The 17354-nt window shown below is 64.8% G+C and carries 15 protein-coding genes; 8 read left to right on the forward strand and 7 right to left on the reverse strand.

Features of this window, described 5'->3' with window-relative positions:
• Window positions 1–5: 5 nt before the first annotated feature.
• Window positions 6–1667: a C69 family dipeptidase gene (locus tag RHOSA_RS22965; RefSeq protein WP_200371973.1), complete on the forward strand. Its 1662-nt coding sequence runs from the start codon at window positions 6–8 to the stop codon at window positions 1665–1667.
• A gap of 264 nt (window positions 1668–1931) precedes the next feature.
• On the opposite strand, the gene RHOSA_RS0115800 is transcribed toward RHOSA_RS22965, so the two are convergent.
• The 5 genes from RHOSA_RS0115800 to RHOSA_RS0115820 form a co-directional block, all read right to left on the reverse strand.
• A complete protein-coding gene (locus tag RHOSA_RS0115800) occupies window positions 1932–2987 on the reverse strand; it encodes a TRAP transporter substrate-binding protein (RefSeq protein ID WP_027289443.1) in 1056 nt (351 codons plus the stop codon).
• Between the two features lie 63 nt (window positions 2988–3050).
• Window positions 3051–4334, reverse strand: a complete 1284-nt coding sequence (locus RHOSA_RS0115805; protein ID WP_037256488.1) for a TRAP transporter large permease — start codon at window positions 4332–4334, stop codon at window positions 3051–3053.
• Window positions 4334–4840: a TRAP transporter small permease gene (locus tag RHOSA_RS0115810; protein WP_027289445.1), complete on the reverse strand. Its 507-nt coding sequence runs from the start codon at window positions 4838–4840 to the stop codon at window positions 4334–4336. The genes RHOSA_RS0115805 and RHOSA_RS0115810 overlap by 1 nt, the downstream gene beginning before the upstream one ends.
• Window positions 4841–4892: 52 nt before the next feature.
• The gene (locus tag RHOSA_RS0115815; RefSeq protein WP_027289446.1) at window positions 4893–5954 is read right to left on the reverse strand and encodes a D-TA family PLP-dependent enzyme; all 1062 of its coding nucleotides are present in this window, start codon (window positions 5952–5954) and stop codon (window positions 4893–4895) included.
• A 14-nt stretch (window positions 5955–5968) separates the two neighbouring features.
• Window positions 5969–6844 (reverse strand): MurR/RpiR family transcriptional regulator, encoded by an 876-nt coding sequence (locus RHOSA_RS0115820; RefSeq protein WP_037256489.1) that lies wholly within the window; start codon window positions 6842–6844, stop codon window positions 5969–5971.
• A gap of 216 nt (window positions 6845–7060) precedes the next feature.
• Here RHOSA_RS0115820 and RHOSA_RS0115825 point away from each other — a divergent pair, with 216 nt between their 5' ends.
• The 4 genes from RHOSA_RS0115825 to RHOSA_RS22975 all read left to right on the forward strand — a co-directional run bounded on the left by RHOSA_RS0115825 (window position 7061) and on the right by RHOSA_RS22975 (window position 10696).
• Window positions 7061–7429: a RidA family protein gene (locus tag RHOSA_RS0115825; protein WP_027289448.1), complete on the forward strand. Its 369-nt coding sequence runs from the start codon at window positions 7061–7063 to the stop codon at window positions 7427–7429.
• A gap of 65 nt (window positions 7430–7494) precedes the next feature.
• The gene (locus tag RHOSA_RS22970) at window positions 7495–8691 is read left to right on the forward strand and encodes an amidohydrolase/deacetylase family metallohydrolase (protein ID WP_081728769.1); all 1197 of its coding nucleotides are present in this window, start codon (window positions 7495–7497) and stop codon (window positions 8689–8691) included.
• Window positions 8692–8702: 11 nt separating this feature from the next.
• Entirely contained in the window at window positions 8703–9479 is a 777-nt protein-coding gene (locus tag RHOSA_RS0115835; RefSeq protein ID WP_027289449.1) for a creatininase family protein, read from the forward strand.
• Complete coding sequence (locus tag RHOSA_RS22975; protein ID WP_051432214.1) at window positions 9476–10696, forward strand: threonine synthase; 1221 nt, start codon at window positions 9476–9478, stop codon at window positions 10694–10696. Before RHOSA_RS0115835 ends, RHOSA_RS22975 begins: the two co-directional genes overlap by 4 nt.
• 86 nt (window positions 10697–10782) lie before the next feature.
• Here the strand turns inward: RHOSA_RS22975 and gst are convergent, their stop codons facing one another.
• Window positions 10783–11478, reverse strand: coding sequence for a glutathione transferase, Atu5508 family (gst, locus tag RHOSA_RS0115845; protein WP_027289450.1), 696 nt, complete (start codon window positions 11476–11478; stop codon window positions 10783–10785).
• A 250-nt stretch (window positions 11479–11728) separates the two neighbouring features.
• Here gst and RHOSA_RS0115850 point away from each other — a divergent pair, with 250 nt between their 5' ends.
• Complete coding sequence (locus RHOSA_RS0115850; protein WP_200371974.1) at window positions 11729–12640, forward strand: helix-turn-helix domain-containing protein; 912 nt, start codon at window positions 11729–11731, stop codon at window positions 12638–12640.
• Window positions 12641–12748: 108 nt separating this feature from the next.
• On the opposite strand, the gene RHOSA_RS0115855 is transcribed toward RHOSA_RS0115850, so the two are convergent.
• On the reverse strand, window positions 12749–14899 hold the full coding sequence (locus tag RHOSA_RS0115855) for a TonB-dependent siderophore receptor (RefSeq protein WP_027289452.1): 2151 nt from the start codon (window positions 14897–14899) through the stop codon (window positions 12749–12751).
• Between the two features lie 366 nt (window positions 14900–15265).
• Here RHOSA_RS0115855 and RHOSA_RS0115860 point away from each other — a divergent pair, with 366 nt between their 5' ends.
• On the forward strand, window positions 15266–16261 hold the full coding sequence (locus tag RHOSA_RS0115860; protein ID WP_037256491.1) for an iron-siderophore ABC transporter substrate-binding protein: 996 nt from the start codon (window positions 15266–15268) through the stop codon (window positions 16259–16261).
• The gene (locus tag RHOSA_RS0115865; RefSeq protein WP_051432215.1) at window positions 16258–17298 is read left to right on the forward strand and encodes a FecCD family ABC transporter permease; all 1041 of its coding nucleotides are present in this window, start codon (window positions 16258–16260) and stop codon (window positions 17296–17298) included. The genes RHOSA_RS0115860 and RHOSA_RS0115865 overlap by 4 nt, the downstream gene beginning before the upstream one ends.
• Window positions 17299–17354: the final 56 nt, after the last annotated feature.

A 17354-nucleotide genomic window follows, 5' to 3' on the forward strand; every position in this document is an offset into this window, starting at 1 on the left:
ATACGATGATCTTGTCACGCAAATCGCTGTGGGTGACCGCGACCGCGCTCTGTGCCGGGCTGGCCATGCCGGCAAATGCGCAGCCGGAAACTCCGGAGCCGGTGGGCCACCCGAACTCCAAGAGTCTGGGGATTTATATCGGCCACGAACTCACCGCCGACGGTTCGACGCTGGTCGGCGGCTTCGGACACGAGCCGTCCAGCCACTGGATCGAAATCGTGCCGCGGCGCTCCTTCCCCGAAGACGCCACGATGAAGGTCGGGGTGACCGACGCCGCCCGCATCCCGGGCGAGCTCACCACGATTCCGCAGGCGCGGCAGACCGCCAAATACATCACCTCGAACTATTCCGAGTTCGCCGGCTTCCCGCCGCCGCTCACCAATGGCGGCCTGAACGAATACGGTGTGGCAGCGCGTGACATCTGGTCGCCGTCGCGCCAGGAACTCGTCGACATCGCCAAACAGAACGCGCCGCAATCAGGCCCGAACTACTCCGATCTGGCGCGCGTGGCGATGGAGCGCGCGACCAGCGCGCGCGAGGCTGCCGCGCTCGTGGGACGTCTGATCGATGAGCACGGCTTCTCCACCTACGGCGGCAACTCGCACCTGTTCGCCGATTCCGAGGAAGCCTGGGTGTTCATCAACTACGCCGCCAAAGGCCTGTGGGCGGCGAAGCGCATCGGCCCGGACGAGGTTCGGGTGATGTATCCGGGCTACATCCACGCGTTTCCGGCCGACTTCAAGCAGCGCGACGGCTACATGGGCTCGGACAACCTGGTCTCCTTCGCCCGCGAACAGGGCTGGTGGGACGGCGAAGGCTCGCTGAACCTGCAGGAGGTCTACGGCAAGCCGTTCCCAGCGGACGTCGAGCAGGATTACTACCCGCAGTTCTATGCCGACGCCCGGAACCCGGTGGCCCGTGAAGCCGAGCTGCGCGAGATGGCCCCGGTGTCGGTTAAGGACCTGATGGCCTATGTCCGCGATCCGCGCTGGTCGACCGATTTCACCGGCTACAGTCAGGTCGCCCACATCCGCCCCGACGCGCCGAAGCAGTTGCATACGCTGTGGACCGCGATCACCAGCGGCATCACCACGCCGTTCGTCCCGATCCCGATCGCGACGACCTCGGTGCCGCCGGAGTTCAGTCAGCACCGCTACATGACCAAGAACGCGTCCTCGCACTTCCTGGACCCGGATTATGGGCCGCTGGAGGCGACGCGCTACGCGACCCGGACGTTCAAGCGGCTGCTGTACCACACCTGCGAGCACCCGAGCGATTTCCTGCATCCGGTAACCGGCGAGATCGAGCGCTTCGAGACCGGCCTTCTGGCCCAGCGCGATGACGTCGAGGCGCGCGCCAAGGCCTTGCTGGCCGACGGCAAGACAGACGCCATGCAGCGCCTGCTGACCCGCGACGTGCACGACAATCTGCTGGCCAGCCTGAACCTGGGCCAGGACCTCGTGCAGGCGGTCGAGCAGCAGACCCGGACCAAATACGGTATCCGCATGCCAGAAGGCGAGCGCGCAGCGGGCGAAACCACCCCGGCCACGAGCCAAGCCATGGCACGCCACGGATGGGGAGCGATGATCCACTGCTATCAAAAGGAGTTGGACGAGTACCCGCGCCCGCACGGCCTCTACAACGATAGTCCCGATCTGACCTACTAACCGCTGATCGGGAAGATTTCTGCTGTAAAGGTCGGGGCCGCCAGCAAAGCGGTCCCGGCCTTTGTCGCCTTCCGGCACCAATGGCCTGACAGCTGTGCCTTCGGACCGGTTTGAGTGAGCGGACTTCCTACCGCAGGCGCGGCGTCTTCGCCATCACGCACGCCCCGCCGTTAAAATGCTCGGAGCCGCCCCCGCCAGAAACTCATCAAGAGGATTGGGGCGGTTCGATATGGCGAACCGCCCCAGCCCGCTAATAGATGAGGCTTATTGATCAGCCTCCATATACTCGGCCTCGTTGGCTTTCTTCACTTCCTGCTTAAGCAGGCCGAGCATGTCGACGGCCTTATCGCCGTAATTGCTCTCGATGTAGTCGATGAAGGCCGGCCGTGTGGCATCGCGCATCTGATCACGCTGGTCGGGCGAAAGCGCGGTGACCTGCATCTCCTGGCGCACCCCCTTCAGCCCACGGTCGGAAGCCTCGATGATCCGCGCCATGCCCCGCGAAGCGGTGACGCAGGAGTTCGCGGCGTAGCGCAGAATATTCTGCTGCCGGGCGTCCAGACCGTCCCAGAAGTCCTTCGAGAGGAGCAGCGTGTAAGGCGAGAACAGGTGGCGCGTCAGCGTCAGGTACTTCTGCACCTCCTGAAAATTGGAGAAGGAGATGATCGGGATCGGGTTCATCTGACCATCGATCACGCCGGTTTGAAGCGCCGAATAGACTTCGCCCCAGGCCAGCGGATAGGCCTCGGCCCCGAGGGCATTCATGATCACCTTGTGGGACGGGAGTTTCATCGTGCGGATCCGGACCCCGTTGAAGTCCTCCACCGTAGCGATTTCGTGCTGGGAATTGGTCACGGCGAAGAACCCGCCCGTGTCCGGGAACCCGAGAACGACGACGTCTCCAAGCGTGTCTTCGATGTCCCGCTTCAACGCCTTGCCGAACGGCCCGTCGAACACCTGATAGGTCGCCGCGTTGTTGGCGAAGGCGAAGGGCAGGTTCAGGACGTCGATCCGCGGATAGTACGACGACATGGCGCCGGTCGAGACGATGGTCGCCTGGATGACGCCGTCACGCACCATTTGGATGTGTTCGGAGCCCGAACCGAGTTCGTTGTTCGGATAGAACTCGACCTCAATCTCCCCATTAGTGTCGGTCTCGACAATGCTGGAAAACACCTGCGCGCAGGCGTGGGCGGGATTGTCGGTTGGATCCGGCTTGTTATCGTGCCCGAATTTCAGGGTTGCGGCGTTGGCGACACCGGAAACCGCGATGGCTCCGATGACCAGAGACGACGCAAGCGCTCGAACGCTTTTACTCATATTAAGCCTCCCTTCTGTTGTCGTTCGGAATATCCGAGAGAACTTGCTCGGGCGCGGCCCGCGTCAGGCGAACCCGAACAATCTCGGCACGAAGAGGGCGGCATCGCTCCAGAAGGCGAAGAGGAGCAGCACCGCGACCTCCGCGAGCAGGAATGGCCAAAGCCGATAGGCGATCGCCTCGACCCGTTCACCGGTCACTGAAGACAGCACGAACAGACAGGCACCGACCGGTGGCGTCATCAGCGAGATGTTTAGGGCGATGACGAAGATGATCCCGGCGTGGATCGGCGTCAGGCCGATGTCGGCGGTCAGCGGGACCAGAACCGGCGCCAGGATGATCAGCGTGGCCGTTATATCCATCACCATGCCGATCACGAGCAGCAGGACGATAATCAGCAGCAGGACGACATGCTTGTTGGCGGAAACCGAGAGCACGGCCTCTGCCAGCATTTGGGGAATGCTATTGAAGCTCATCCACCAACCAAGCACGCTCGCGAACGCGATGATGACGAAGATCACGCCGGTGGTCCGCCCCGTGCGGAGCAGCATGTTGTAGAGGTCTTTCGGCGTGATGTTGCGGTAAACGACGACCCCCAGCCCGAAAGCGTAAGCCACGGCGACCGCCGCAGCCTCGGTCGGGGTTACAATGCCGCCCAGAATCCCGCCCAGGATGATCACCGGCATCAGCAAGGCGGCCAGGGACTGCCGGAACGCACTGGCGATTTCCCGGAAGTTGGCACGCCGCTCGCTTCGCGGCAGATTGCGCCGGCCCGCACCGAGCCAGATCACACCCATGCAGACCAGGCAGATGAGCAATCCTGGCAGGATGCCGGCCGCGAACAGCCCGCCGATCGATACGCCAAGAAGCGAGCCGTAGACCACCATCAGTCCCGATGGCGGGATCGTCGGGCCGATGATAGACCCCGCCGCGGTCACGGCGCAGGCATAGTCGCGTGGATACCCCTGCTTCACCATCGCCGGCACCAGCGTCTTCCCGAACGCGGCGGCATCGGCGGTCGCCGCCCCGGTCAAGCCGGCGAAGAACACAGACGCCACCATGTTGGCGTGCGCGATGCCGCCCCGGAAATGGCCGACCAGCACCTGGGCAAGATGCATGAGCTGTCGGGTGATCCCGATGTGATTCATGATCTCACCGGCCAGGATGAAGAACGGCATCGCGAGAAAGGGGAAGATGTTGAGGCCGTTGAAGATCTTGCTCGGCCCCATCGCGAGAAACCGCTCGCCGCCCATTTGCACCAGACCAAACAGGCCGGTCAGACCGATGGCAAAGCCGATCGGAACCCCGATCGTCAGCAGTAGGAGGAAAGCCAGTGCAACGAAGACCATTATTCAGACCCCATAGCGTCGCCCATGACCGGGTTCTGCCCCAGGTCCCGTAGCATCACGAGCGCGAGCTGAATGGCGCTAAGACCAGCCGCAACGGGAATCGCCGCGAACACGGGGGCAAGCGACAGGCCGAAGACCATGGCCTGCCGGTTGATACCGCCAGCAGCGAAATCCAGGCCGTACCAGAAGAGGTAAGCGAAGAGCGCAAACCCCAGAAGATCGGCGGCGATCAGGAGCATCCGTCGAACGACTTCCGGAACCAGTTCGATCGCCAGCAACAGCCCAATGTGCTCACGTCGCGCGATCGCACAGGAAATGGCCAGCAAGGCCGTCCAGATCATCAGATAGCGCGCGAGAATTTGCGGCCAGGGAAGCTGCCAGTGAAAGATGTAGCGATCGATCACACCGATCCACACCACCAACACAAGCAGTGCCATCAACAAGACGACGAGCGCTTCGACGACCCGGTTTAGATGCTTACTGCTCAAGGCCGCTAGGTTCCGCATGCCCCGCCCCTCCTGATTTGCTCGCCCTGCGGATAGATGCCTGCGCGCACGTTCAAACCACCCGACCGCGTGCGGCGACGGGAACCTCCTCGACACTGCCGTCAGGCGCCAACACCTGAACCCGCTCGAACAGGTTCGAGACCACGCAGGCATGGTTCGGCACCACACGAAGACGCTCGCCAATGGTCGGCTTGGTCGCACAGCGCGACACGTCGACGATGCCGTGCTCCTCGCTCAACTCGCCGATCACGGCGTCGGGGTATTCCCGTATCAAGCCGAAGCCGGTTTGCCCAAGCATATCCGTCGTCAACGCCTTGGACCCCGCATCGAGGATCGCGCGGTCCGGCGTGGGCGTGGAGACGACCGTGGTGAGGACGGTCAGGGCGCAGTCATCGAGGCTGCCGACCCCGTAGTCGACTTGCATGCGATCGAGGTAGATGTACGTGCCCGGACGGTACTCCGTGATCGGATCGGCCAGGTGGGCCGACCACATGTCGGGCGTCCCCCCGCTCGTTACCGTCGCGGGTGGCAGCCCGGCACCTTCCAGGGCGTTCACCGCCTCCGCCAGCCACTGCGCGGTTTCGCCAACGCGTCGCTTGGGCGGATAGGTCATGATCCCGCCAAAGGTCAGGCCAGGCGACGTCTCGATGGCGTGCGCCAACTGGACCAGCTCCGCCGGCGTCTGAACGCCGCAGCGGCCGGCACCGGTGTCACACTCAACCAGAACCGTAAGCGGCTGCTCGGCGCCCTCGAAGGCCGAGGCATACCCTTGCACGGTGGCCACGTTATCGGCCGTCACCGTAAGCGAGATCCGGTGGGCCAGGTTCCGCAGGCGCTGCAGTTTCGAGGCGCCCAGGATGTTGTAGGTCAGCAGGATATCGTCGATCCCGGCATCGGCCATAACCTCGGCTTCCCCGAGTTTCTGGCACGTGATGCCGACGGCACCGAGTGCGACCTGACGACGTGCGAAGCGCGGAAGCTTGTGGGTCTTGATGTGCGGTCGCAAGCGCAGCCGATGGGCATCTGCATACGCCTGAGCACGGGCAAGGTTGGCCTCGACACGGTCGAGGTCGACAACAGCAGCCGGAGTTTCGACGGCGGCTAAGTTGTGCATGATCGATCCCTCGTTCAATCGCCGATCGGGCGTGTCGGATCGCCCCTATTGAGGCTGGAAAGACTGGTGCGGATACGCCTGAGCCCCTCCAAAACGTCCGGCCCCAGGGTCTCGGCGGCTGCCATCGCAATCAGATCGACGACGATCAGCAGGGCGTAGCGTCCGGAGGTCGGCTTGTAGAGCTGATCGTCGCCGGGAAAGGGAGCTGGAAGGCACACATCCACCACCTCCCCGAGGGGGGAATCAGGGGCGCTGAGTGCCACCGTGCTGGCGCCGTACTGACGCGCGATCTTCGTCGCCTCGAGGGCCGAAGGCGCCCGACCCGACGAGGAGATGGCCACGATCACGCAATCGGAATTCGCGACCGAAGCGGTCATGCGCTGCATCTGCCCGTCCGTGTGGGCGACGACCGCGAGCCCCAGCCGGAATAGCCGGTTCTGAAGCTCGATAGCCCCCAGCGAGGAGACGCCGCCCGACCCGTAAACATAGATGCGCTTGGCCTGGGTCAGCAGGCCCGCCACCTGCTCGACCTTGGACATGTCGGCGGCTTTCGCCGCCGCGTCGACCGCAGCGTGGGCCCCTTCGCTGACGGCATTAACGATGCGCCGCGCACTCTCGCTGCGATCGAGCGGCTGGGGATAGAGGTAAAGCCCCCCGACGGCCAGCACCTGGACCAGCTGCATTTTGAAATCGCGTACGCCGTCGCACCCGAGTTCGCGGCAAAAGCGCGTGACCGATGGCTCGCTGACTCCGGCCGCCGCCGCAAGCTCCGCGATCGAAGCGCGGCATGCCTGCTCGAGATCGCTCAACATCGCCCGCGCCACGGCGCGATCCGCTTTGCTGCCCTCAGCGGCGGCTTCTCGGAGCTTGGCGATTAAGTCCAGCGGCATCGAGGGAACTCCTCGGCAAACTCCCCCGCAAGGGGGGTGTCACGGCATGTTGGCAAGCTACGGTGGCAGCGAAATTGTAACTAAGCAACATAAAATTTGGCCTTGAGCTCAAGGAAATTGCGCATAATGTAGGAAAGCAACATACATATGCCGCGCGCCCCGCAGCGAAGGCGAGGCGATCAGGCGGCCCGACCCAGAACCAGAGGAAGGTCAGCTATGCCGAGGACGTGTTACGGGAAAGCACCGGTTCCCCTGTCGCCCGCCGTACGTGCGGGCGACTTCGTCTACGTGTCCGGACAGGTTCCGATGGGCGAGGATGGATGCCTCGTCGACGGCGGCATCGAGGCGCAGACCCGACAGGTGATGGCGAACCTGGAAGCCGCTTTGAAGCTCGCCGGCGCGGGGCTTGAGGACGTGGTCAAGACGACCGTATGGCTCGACGACGCGCGCGACTTCGGGCGCTTCAATGCGGTCTACGGCACCTTCTTCTCGTCCGAGCCGCCGGCCCGGACGGCTGTCGAATCCCGCTTGATGGTCGACATCAAGGTCGAGGTCGAAGCGGTCGCGTATCGGCCGGAATCTTAAGACCCGTCACGAGCTCGTGCAGGAACGGCCGTGCCTGCGGCGTCCTGCCCAAAGGGAATCACAGCATGGCCGAACAACTGATCCTGAAGAATGCCAGAGTGGTCGACCCCTCCCAGAAGATCGACCGCGTTGCCGACATCGCTTTCGAAGACGGCCGCGTTGTGGGCCTCGGTTCAGATATTCCAGCCAACAAAAACGCCGACATTCGGGATGTTACCGGTAAGATCGTCACCCCGGGACTGATCGACCTGCACACGCATGTCTACTGGGGCGGCACCTCTCTTGGCATCGACGCGGACGACTACGCCCGTCTCAGCGCGGTGACCACGAGCGTCGACACGGGCAGCGCCGGTGCCGGCAACTTCCCGGGGTTCCGCAAGCACGTGATTGACCAGGCACAGGCACGGATCCTGGTCTATCTGCACGTCTCCTTCGCCGGGATCTTCGGCTTCACACCCTCCCTGATGGTCGGAGAAAGCCACGACCTCCGCCTTGTGTCGGCAAAGGAAGCGGCCCGGGTCATCGAGGCGAACCGTGACGTCATCGTCGGCATCAAGGTCCGCATCGGGCGTCACGCGAGCGGTCCGGCCGGAATCCAGCCGCTCGACGTCGCGCTGGAACTGGCGGAGGAAACCGGGCTGCATATCATGGCCCACATCGACGAGCCGCCGCCGACCTACGAAGCAGTGGTCTCGCGCCTGCGCGCTGGCGACGTCCTGACACACTGCTTCCGCCCCTTTCCCAATGCCCCGGTCACCGGCACCGGCGAGATCAAACCCGAAGTCCTGAAGGCGCGCGAGCGCGGCGTGCACTTCGACATCGGCCACGGCATGGGCTCGTTCTCCTGGAAGACCGCGCGCGCGATGCTCGAACGCGGCTTTCGACCCGACACGATCTCTTCCGATGTGCACGCCTTCTGCGTCGAAGGCCCCGCCTTCGACCAGGTGACGACCTTGTCGAAATTCCTCGCACTCGGTCTGCCGCTGGACGATGTCGTCGCCGCCTCGACCTCGACCCCCGCGGCCATCCTCGGACGCCCGGAGCTCGGGACGCTCAGACCCGGCGCGCTGGGCGACGCAAGCGTGCTGTCGCTGCGCGAGACCCCTGTCGACCTGGTCGACGTGGAAGGCGCAACTGTGCGCGCAGAAGAAAGCCTGCGCGCGGAAGGCGCCGTGATCGGCGGCCAGTGGGTCGCCCCCTTCGAGCCGCACGAGTTGCCTGCCGGCGCACGCCCGGCCCATCTCGCAGCACACCGCGGCTGAGGGGCGAGAATATGCGCTGGAGCGACCTCACAACCCGCGACGTCGATGCGTTGGCGCGCACCACGCCGGTGGTGCTGAACATCGCGGCGGTGGAACAGCACGGTCCGCACCTGCCGGTGGATACCGACAGCACCATCGGCGCACATTTCCTGGAACGGCTGGACACCGAGTTGGGGGAGAACGTTCTGACGTTGCCGCAGATCGCCGTCGGCTGCTCGGACCATCACCGCGACTTCACCGGCACGCTCAGCGTGGGCCATGAGACTTTCATCGCCTACGCAGGGGACATCGCAAGATCGGTGATGGGCGATGGGTTCCAGGCACTCCTGATCCTCAACTCGCATGGCGGCAACCGCGGCGCGGGACAGGTTCTGTTGGAAAAGCTCGGCCCAAGCTATCCGGACCGTCAGATCGCGCTCGCCACCTGGTGGCAACTGGCGGCCGAACCGCTCACCCAGTTGCGCGAGAGCGCGCCCGGCGGGGTCAACCATGCCGGGGAGTTCGAGACCTCGTTGATGCTGCACATCGCCCCAGAGCGCGTCCGTCGCGACCTGATCGGCGGCCACAGCTACGCCGCGACCCACGCATGGGCCGACGCGGACATGCTTCATCCCGCGCAGGCCACCCTCTATCGCAGCATGCGCGCGATGTCGGACGGTCGCGGGACGGTCGGGGACCCGTCGTTGGCCTCCGCGGACAAGGGTCGCCGGATCAGCGAGGCCGTCGTCAAAGAGCTTTGCACCGTGGTCGGGGATCTCCACGACGCAGCCACTCGGCAAGCACCATGAACGCCCGGGAAACAGAACGCCTGACCTGTGTTGCCTGCGGTCAGGTGCATGATATCGCCCAGGTCCCCTCGACCTGCAGTGCTTGCGGCGGGATTCTGGATCTGGACATCCCGGGACCAGAGCAGAACGCCATACCGCACGCGGACGAAGACACGCGGAGCCTCTGGCACTGGGCGCAATGGCTGCCCGACTGCGCGCGCGAAGACCGCGTTTCATTGGGCGAGGCTGGAACGCCCCTGCTGCCCTGCCCGCGCCTTGCGGCCGACAGTCAGCTTGAATCCCTGTGGATCAAGAACGACTCGATCATGCCAACGGGCTCGTTCAAGGATCGGGCGATCGCCCTTGCCGTATCGCTGGCCCGAACGTATGGACGCCCTGGGCTGGTCCTGTCCTCGAGCGGCAACGCCGGCGCCTCGGCCGCCGCCTATGCAGCCCGGGCCGGCATGCCGGTCGTCGTCCTCGTCCCGGCCACGGCCCCGGCGGCCAAGCTGCGTCAGATCGCGGTCACCGGGGCCCAGTTGGTCACGGTCGACGGCGCGACCAGCGATTGCTGCCGTCTGGCAGATGAGCTGGCGCGGAGCCGCGGCTGGGTTAATCTCACGACCACCTTCCACAACCCCTATGGGGTCGATGCCTACGCGACCCTGGCTTACGAGGTCGCGCAGGCGGCGCCGGACGTTTTGTTGCTGCCGATCTCAAGCGGCCCCCTCCTGGTGGGCATCATGAAGGGGTTCGCACGCCTCCAGGCCGCGGGCCTGGCCTCGAAAATGCCGAGGCCGGTCGCTGTCCAGCCAACCCGCTGCGCCCCGATCACGACGGCCTGGACCTCTGGCACACCGGTCACCTCGACGACACCCGGCAAGACGATCGCCTCGGCCTTGAGCGATACGCTTGAAGGCTACGCGGATCACGGCGCCTATACGTTGTCGTGGCTACGCCGGTACGACGGTGCATGCCTGGCCGTTGACGAGGACGAGATCGCCCATGCCGTGCAACGGACGGCCAGATGCGAAGGGATCGTCCTCGAACCGAGCGCGGCGGCGCCGATCGCCGCCGCCCCGCGGCTCGGCGAGGTACTTGGCATCACCCCTTCGACCCGCGTCATGGCGGTGGTAACGGGCCACGGACTGAAAGACCTGTCGATCGTCGAGACGGAAGACCTCGGCACCCCGATCCCGCCTGACTTCTCCGCCCTGACCCATCGCATCGGCACCTGACTCCCGGTGACTGCGACACGCGGCCCTTGATGTCAGCGGGGTCTTATCGACCCGTTGCCGCGTGGCGATCCGTGGCTGCGCCGCCCTCAGAGGACGGCGCGCAGGGAGGCCTCGATCTGGCCGCTGCACCATTCGTCGCCATATTCCGCTTCGCTCCACGCGCGGAGGCTCGCTTGCTGCGGAAGTTGGCCGATCCGGTCGGAGAGCGCCGCGATCGCAGGCGCCTGGGTCTCAAGCAACGGCCGCAGCGCCGGCAGCTGCGATGTCATCGTCCCCCAGAGGATGTGCGTCGTGAGATCCGCAAGACTTGGCGCGTCGGTCCCCAGGAGGTAGCCCTGCTCGGCCGTCAGACCGTGGCGGCGTCCATGCTCCTCGAAGATCGCCATCCAGCGCCCAAGACGCGGCCGGTAAGCTTCCCATCGCGCCTGCGTCCACATCTGGGCGCCGTTGTGGAGCGTCATTTCGTAGAGCACATCATCTGCATCGGCGGTGATCTTATGCGTCAGGGCCGCGCGGGCCGGATCGCCCGGGATCAGGCCGTACTTGCCCCCAAGATAGGCGAGGATCGCCGGCGTCTGCCCCAGCGAAAAGTCCGCCGCATGATCCGTCAGGACGGGCGGCCCCATGTGCGGAACCACCTGCTGCGCGGGTTCGGCGTCGTGAAGGGCGACCACCTCTTCGATGCCGGCTTCGTCCCACGAAGCCTCGACATGCGCGAGGACAGCGCGGACGAATTGGCCGCGAAACGGAGACGGCCAGTAATAGAGCGTGTAATCAGCCATCTGCTCCCATCCTTCTTCAAACCCGACAGGCAGCCCGGTTCAACGCTAGCCTAGCGATCCCCACGGCCGCCGCGAAAGCCGCCCGGAGAGATGTCCCGAATTATTGATAATGCGTCGCATTTGCATATACTCACCCGCGCGTGAGCACAGTTCGGTGTCGCGCCGGGGTTCCCGAGGCGTCTTGCCATTCGCTTCGAAAACGCCGCCCTCACCGGTCCTGTTAGCCAGTCCAACAGGATCGCGACCGCGCGTGGATCTGGACGCAGAGCAAATGAGCTATCACCACCAGTTCACCGGACACACGGAGGGGATCCATCCCACCGCGCCGCTCAAGTGGCGGGTGTTCGACGGTCTGGCAAGCGCCTTCTGGGAAGCCGAGGGAGAGGCTGGCGGCAAAGGCTACTATATCTCCGCCAATCCCAGGGTCAGCATCTTCTTTACCGATGTCTCGTCGATCCGCGTGACCAATCAAAACGACGCGGTGCGGCGAACGGGCCGGCCGATGGCACGCGCGTTCTATGTGCCCGCAGGCACGTCGATGTGGACATCTTTCACCTCGCCCCTCTCCTTCTCGCATCTGGACATCCATCTCACGCCAGAGAAGATGGTGAAGTTCCTCGCGCCGTCGCTGGGACGGACCGCCGCATTGGCCGTCGCGCGTCGCCCCGCCGAGGTGGATGAGCCTCGCGACCTTGAGATGCTGGCACGACTGCTGGTCGATGAAGTGACCAATCCGGCCCGCCATGACCTCTATGCGGAAAGCCTTGCCGGAAGCCTGGTTGCCGGCATGCTCGATCTGGGGGAAAGGCGGACGACCCGTGCAGACGGCCGGCTCACGCGCGCACAGATGCGCAAGATCGTTGCCAGGTTCGAAGCTGGCGGGGGACGCCGCCTGACGGTCGCCGAGATGGCCGAGGCCGTGGGCCTATCCGAAAGCTGGTTCACCCACGTATTCAAGAACACGACCGGTATGACGCCGCTGCAGTGGCAGTCGACGCGGCGTATCGATCTCGCGAAAACCTTGCTGGGCGAAGGCGTTCTGAGCATCTCCGAGATCGCCGACCGCCTCGGCTTCTCGGACCAAGCGCATTTAACCCGGGTTTTCAACCAGGTCGAAGGGGAGACGCCGGCCGTCTGGCGGCGCGCGCATCAAAGCGCCTAAGACCCGGACTGGCCACACGACCGCTCCAGACCGGGGACTTAGGCAAGACCGGGAGGGGAGGCCCCATCCGCATCGTGATGGACAGGGCCGCCCAATCGTCCGAAAAGATCACCAGCTGTAGCGCAGGGTCGCCATAATCTCACGGCCGGGGTTGTAGTAGTTGGCCGTGCCGCTGCCCACGACGTGCTGGTTGTCCAACAGGTTCGAAACGTCGAGGCGGAGATCGACGTTCTCCGTCACGTTATAGCCGACCGATGCGTCAAACAGGACGGTCGCATCGCTCTCGCCGTTGTCGTTCTGCTGGTTGAAGTAATAGGAGCCGACGAAGCGGGCCCCCGCCCCGAAAGTAAGGTCGCCGCGCGCGCCTGCGCCAGGCACCACGTAAGTCGCCCGGAGCGACGCCAGATGGTTCGGCACAGAGGCGAACTCGTTGCCTTCGACGTCCACGCCGTTCACCGGAGCCGCCTCGATCACCTCGGTATCGAGGTAGCTATAGCCGCCGATCACGCTCAGGTTATCGGTAATTTCGGCCTTACCCTCGAGCTCGAAGCCACGGACCCGGCTCTCGCCGATCAACTCCCGCTCGATCGAACCGTTGTTCTGCACCACCGCGATCGTGATGTCCTTCTTGGTCAGGTCGAATACAGATGCGGAAAACAGCGCGTTGATCTCCGAGGGCTGATACTTCACGCCTGCCTCGTACTGCTCACCCCGCTCGGGTGCGACACCGACCTGCGGCGGCGCGACCGATTCAACGTAACTGATATAGGTCGAGACCTCGTCAGTAACCTTGTAGGTGAGCGCGCCCCGGAAAGAGGATTCGGAGAAGTCGTCGCTGTCGTCGAAAGCGCCCCCGGAATCCCGCCCGGAACTGCTCAGATCCAGCTTGTCGTGGCGCACGCCACCGGTCACGATTACCCGGTCGTAGAAGGACAGGTTCTGCTGCAGGAACAGCGCCTTGGTGACATAGTCGGTATCCTCTTCACGGTAGGGAGAGATACCGCTGGGCGCGCCGGAATAGACAGGGTCCGAGACGTCGATCGACGACGTCGTGCCATAAAACGCGCTCGAGCTCGACGAGGCGTCACGATACTCGACGCCGGCCAGCGTGCTGCTGTCGACCGGACCGATGCTGGCGTCGTACTGCACCATGGTGTTGCCGATAAATTCCTGGGCCGAGGAGTCCTCGCCGAAGTAGTAACGGGACACCACATCGCCGGTTCGGCCCGGGAAATCGTAGAGATAGACATAGCCGGAATCGTCAGTCAGGTCGCTATAGCGTGCATTGGCGCGCAGGGACAAACCGTCGCCGAGACGATGCTCAAGCATGGCGGTGACGGTCCCGCGTTCGACCTCGTGGTCGTTGAAACCGGGCTCGCCGAAAAACAGATCGCGATCATATTCGCGGTCCAGAGGATAACCGCCGCTGTTGGGCGTTGAATCTCGTTTGAGGTAGTCGGCGACGACGGTTAGGGAGGTGTCGATGGTCGGCTCCCACGTCAGGCCGCCCATCAGGAATTTCTCGTCATCGCGCGAATAGTCGTATTCGCGTTCGCTGTCCTTGATCTTGCCCGTCAGCCGCAAGGCCAACGTCGAATCCTCGTTCAGCGGCTCTCCCACGTCGAAACCAGCTTCGCGGTGCTCGAAAGAGCCCCCCTGGATGTACCCTTCGCCGAACGAGTCGAACTTGGGGGTCTTGCTCACATAGTTCACGGACCCGCCCGGGTCGGAGGGGCCGAACAGGGTGGAGTTCGCGCCCTTGAGAACCTCGACCCGCTCGAAGGCGTAGGGCTCCTCGCGCACGCCACGCATCGAGCCCAGGGTCATGCCGTCGCGATAGGTCGAGGCCTGAAAACCACGCACCAGGAAATAATCGTTGCGGTCGTCGGTGCCGTAATAATCGGTGATGATGCCGGGCGTGTAGTTCAGCACCTCCTCGACGGTTTCGGCGTTGCGCTCCTCGATCTCCTTCTCGGTGATCACGGACACCGAGGCTGGCGTATCCAAAACGCTAGTGGCGACCTTGCCGCCGACCCAAAGCTCGTGGGCGACCACCGAGTTCGCGTCGTCGTCCGGCTGAACCCCGCTGTCGACGAGGATCGGCGACAGCCGATAGACCTCCTCGTCGGTTTCGGAGGCCTTTTCAGAGGTTTCCTGGGCGTAGGCGCCTGCCGGCACGACGGCGAGCGTCGCGCACCCCATCAGCAGGCAGCTCAGGCGACGGTTGTGGCGCCGACTGGCTTGCCTTTCTCTGTCCATGTTCATCCCTCGTTTCCACACACCCGACGGCAGCTCGCGCGAACGGGGCTCGGGCGCGCGGCCCGATCCTGTGCGCTGCTCCCTGGTCGACAGATTCCCCCTCGGCCGCCCGTCGGACTTATCCACGGGCGGCCACCCGGTCCGCGCAGGGCCGGCGACGCCATGACTGGCGATAAGAAGCCTTACAAAGCGCCAACAGCGGCGTATTGAATCTTCCAACTGGGATTGTCGGAAATTACGGGGAATTCGCTCTCAAGACCGCTGGACCTCGCTGTGGAACCGTCCTTCGGCTTGACGCTGGTGTCTTTGGAGTGGAAGTCCGATGCGCCAGTGCAGCCGCCGTCCCGTGATCCCGGAGTCCTTCGAATGTCGTGCTTTTTTCGATTTGCTCGCACCCTTGTTCTGGGCGCAGGCCTCATCCTCGCTATCCAAACGGGAGATGCGGCCGCACAGGACTTTCCGATCACCATCGAGCACGCGTTCGGCCGTACGACGATCCCGGAACAGCCCGAACGCGTGGCAACGGTCGCCTGGGCGAACCACGAGGTCCCGCTGGCGCTTGGCGTGGTCCCGGTCGGGTTCGCACGGGCTAATTTCGGCGATGACGACGGTAACGGGCTGCTGCCTTGGGTGGAGGAACGGCTCGAAGAACTCGATGCCAAAGCGCCGACACTGTTCGACGAAGGCGACGGGATCGACTTCGAGGCTGTCGCCGCCACCAACCCCGACGTGATCCTCGCGGCCTATTCCGGGCTAAGCCGAGCCGACTACGACATACTGAGCAAGATCGCCCCGGTGATCGCCTATCGGGATGGGCCCTGGACGACGGACTGGCGCGAGATGATCCGCCTGAACGCCACTGGCATGGGCATGGCCGCCGAGGGCGAGGCGCTGATCGCGCGCATCGAAGACGAAATGTCCAAGGTCGTCGCCCGTCACCCGGAAATTGAAGGCAAGACGGCGATGTTCGTCACCCATCTCGAGGCCCGGGATCTGAGCGTCATCCGCTTCTACACGGCGAACGATACGCGGGTGAAGTTCCTCTTGGATCTCGGTTTCGACCTGCCCCGCAGTGTCCGGGAGGCAAGCGCCGATAGCCGCTATGCAGGCGAGATCAGCGCCGAGCGGATCGACGCGTTCGCGGACGTGGACATCCTCATCGCCTACGGCGGGGAGGCGTTGCGGGATGCCATTCAAGAGAACCCGCTGGTCCGTCATTTGCCGGCGGTTCGGAATGGGGCGGTTGTGCTTCTCGACAACGATCCCGTAGGCACGGCGGCCAACCCGACGCCCCTGTCGATCCCCTGGGTGTTGGAGGATTATGTCGGGCGCCTCGCCGAAGCGGCGCGTCAGGCCAAATGAGCGGCACCGCAACACCCTCGGCCACCGTGGAGTCACTACGGCGGCCGGGCCGCGCCAGGTTCGGATGGCTTCTGACGGTCCTGGCCGCACTGCTCGCTGCCTGCTTTCTGTCCGTATCCCTTGGCACACGCGCGGTCGCCTGGCCCGACATCGCCGCCGGCCTTACAGGACACACAGACACGCTTGGCCAGGCGGCGGTGGCCATGCGCACGCCGCGCACGCTCCTGGCGGCGCTGGCCGGGGCGGCGCTCGGGCTGGCCGGCGCGATCATGCAGGGCGTCACCCGCAACCCACTGGCCGATCCGGGCATCCTCGGCGTCAACGCGGGCGCGGCCATGGCCGTGGTCATCGGGATCGCCTGGTTTCGCATGGACTCCCTGCAGGCCTTCCTCTGGACCGCCATCTTCGGCGCAGGGGTCGCGGCCTGCTTCGTCTACGCGATCGGATCGCTTGGCCGCAGCGGCGCAACGCCGCTGAAGTTGGCCCTGGCGGGCGCCGCAACCTCGATCGCCGCCGCGTCGTTGACCATGGCCATCGTGCTGCCGCGCCCGGACATCGCCGGCGGCGTCCGCGCCTGGCAGGTCGGCGGCGTCGGCGGGGCAACCTACGAAGGCATCGTTCCTACCCTGCCCTTCCTCGCCGCCGGCTTCGCAATCAGCCTGCTGTCGGCGCGCGGCCTCAACCTGCTGGCGCTGGGCGAAGAGGCCGCCGCCGGCCTTGGCGCACGCGTGGCGTGGACCCGTGGCGGCGCCGCACTCGGCGCGGTCCTGCTCAGCGGCGCGACCACCGCGGCTTGTGGCCCGATCGGATTCGTGGGGTTGGTGGCGCCGCACTTCTGCCGGCTGCTGGTCGGCGTGGACCATCGCTGGCTCTTGCCGTTCTCGGCGTTGACGGGAGCGGTCCTGCTGATCGCGGCGGACGTGCTCGGCCGGATCTTGGCGCGCCCGAGCGAACTGGACGTGGGCATCGTCACGGCCTTCGTCGGCGCCCCGGTCTTCATCTGGATCGTTCGACAGCGACGGGTCGGGACCCTATGAGCGCCCCGGCCCATCCAGACCTGGTCCGCAGGGTCACGGCGATACGCCAGGGACGC

The sequence above is a fragment of the Rhodovibrio salinarum DSM 9154 genome (assembly GCF_000515255.1).
Classification (GTDB): domain Bacteria; phylum Pseudomonadota; class Alphaproteobacteria; order Kiloniellales; family Rhodovibrionaceae; genus Rhodovibrio; species Rhodovibrio salinarum.

Bases quoted from the DNA above. Each gene is read 5' to 3' on its own strand.
- RHOSA_RS22975 (WP_051432214.1), top strand. From the start codon at position 9,476: ATGAACGCCCGGGAAACAGAACGCCTGACCTGTGTTGCCTGCGGTCAG.
- RHOSA_RS0115820 (WP_037256489.1), bottom strand. From the start codon at position 6,844: ATGCCGCTGGACTTAATCGCCAAGCTCCGAGAAGCCGCCGCTGAGGGC.
- RHOSA_RS22965 (WP_200371973.1), top strand. From the start codon at position 6: ATGATCTTGTCACGCAAATCGCTGTGGGTGACCGCGACCGCGCTCTGT.
- RHOSA_RS0115835 (WP_027289449.1), top strand. From the start codon at position 8,703: ATGCGCTGGAGCGACCTCACAACCCGCGACGTCGATGCGTTGGCGCGC.
- RHOSA_RS0115800 (WP_027289443.1), bottom strand. From the start codon at position 2,987: ATGAGTAAAAGCGTTCGAGCGCTTGCGTCGTCTCTGGTCATCGGAGCC.
- RHOSA_RS0115815 (WP_027289446.1), bottom strand. From the start codon at position 5,954: ATGCACAACTTAGCCGCCGTCGAAACTCCGGCTGCTGTTGTCGACCTC.
- RHOSA_RS0115810 (WP_027289445.1), bottom strand. From the start codon at position 4,840: ATGCGGAACCTAGCGGCCTTGAGCAGTAAGCATCTAAACCGGGTCGTC.
- RHOSA_RS22970 (WP_081728769.1), top strand. From the start codon at position 7,495: ATGGCCGAACAACTGATCCTGAAGAATGCCAGAGTGGTCGACCCCTCC.
- RHOSA_RS0115855 (WP_027289452.1), bottom strand. From the start codon at position 14,899: ATGGACAGAGAAAGGCAAGCCAGTCGGCGCCACAACCGTCGCCTGAGC.
- gst (WP_027289450.1), bottom strand. From the start codon at position 11,478: ATGGCTGATTACACGCTCTATTACTGGCCGTCTCCGTTTCGCGGCCAA.
- RHOSA_RS0115825 (WP_027289448.1), top strand. From the start codon at position 7,061: ATGCCGAGGACGTGTTACGGGAAAGCACCGGTTCCCCTGTCGCCCGCC.
- RHOSA_RS0115805 (WP_037256488.1), bottom strand. From the start codon at position 4,334: ATGGTCTTCGTTGCACTGGCTTTCCTCCTACTGCTGACGATCGGGGTT.
- RHOSA_RS0115865 (WP_051432215.1), top strand. From the start codon at position 16,258: ATGAGCGGCACCGCAACACCCTCGGCCACCGTGGAGTCACTACGGCGG.
- RHOSA_RS0115860 (WP_037256491.1), top strand. From the start codon at position 15,266: ATGTCGTGCTTTTTTCGATTTGCTCGCACCCTTGTTCTGGGCGCAGGC.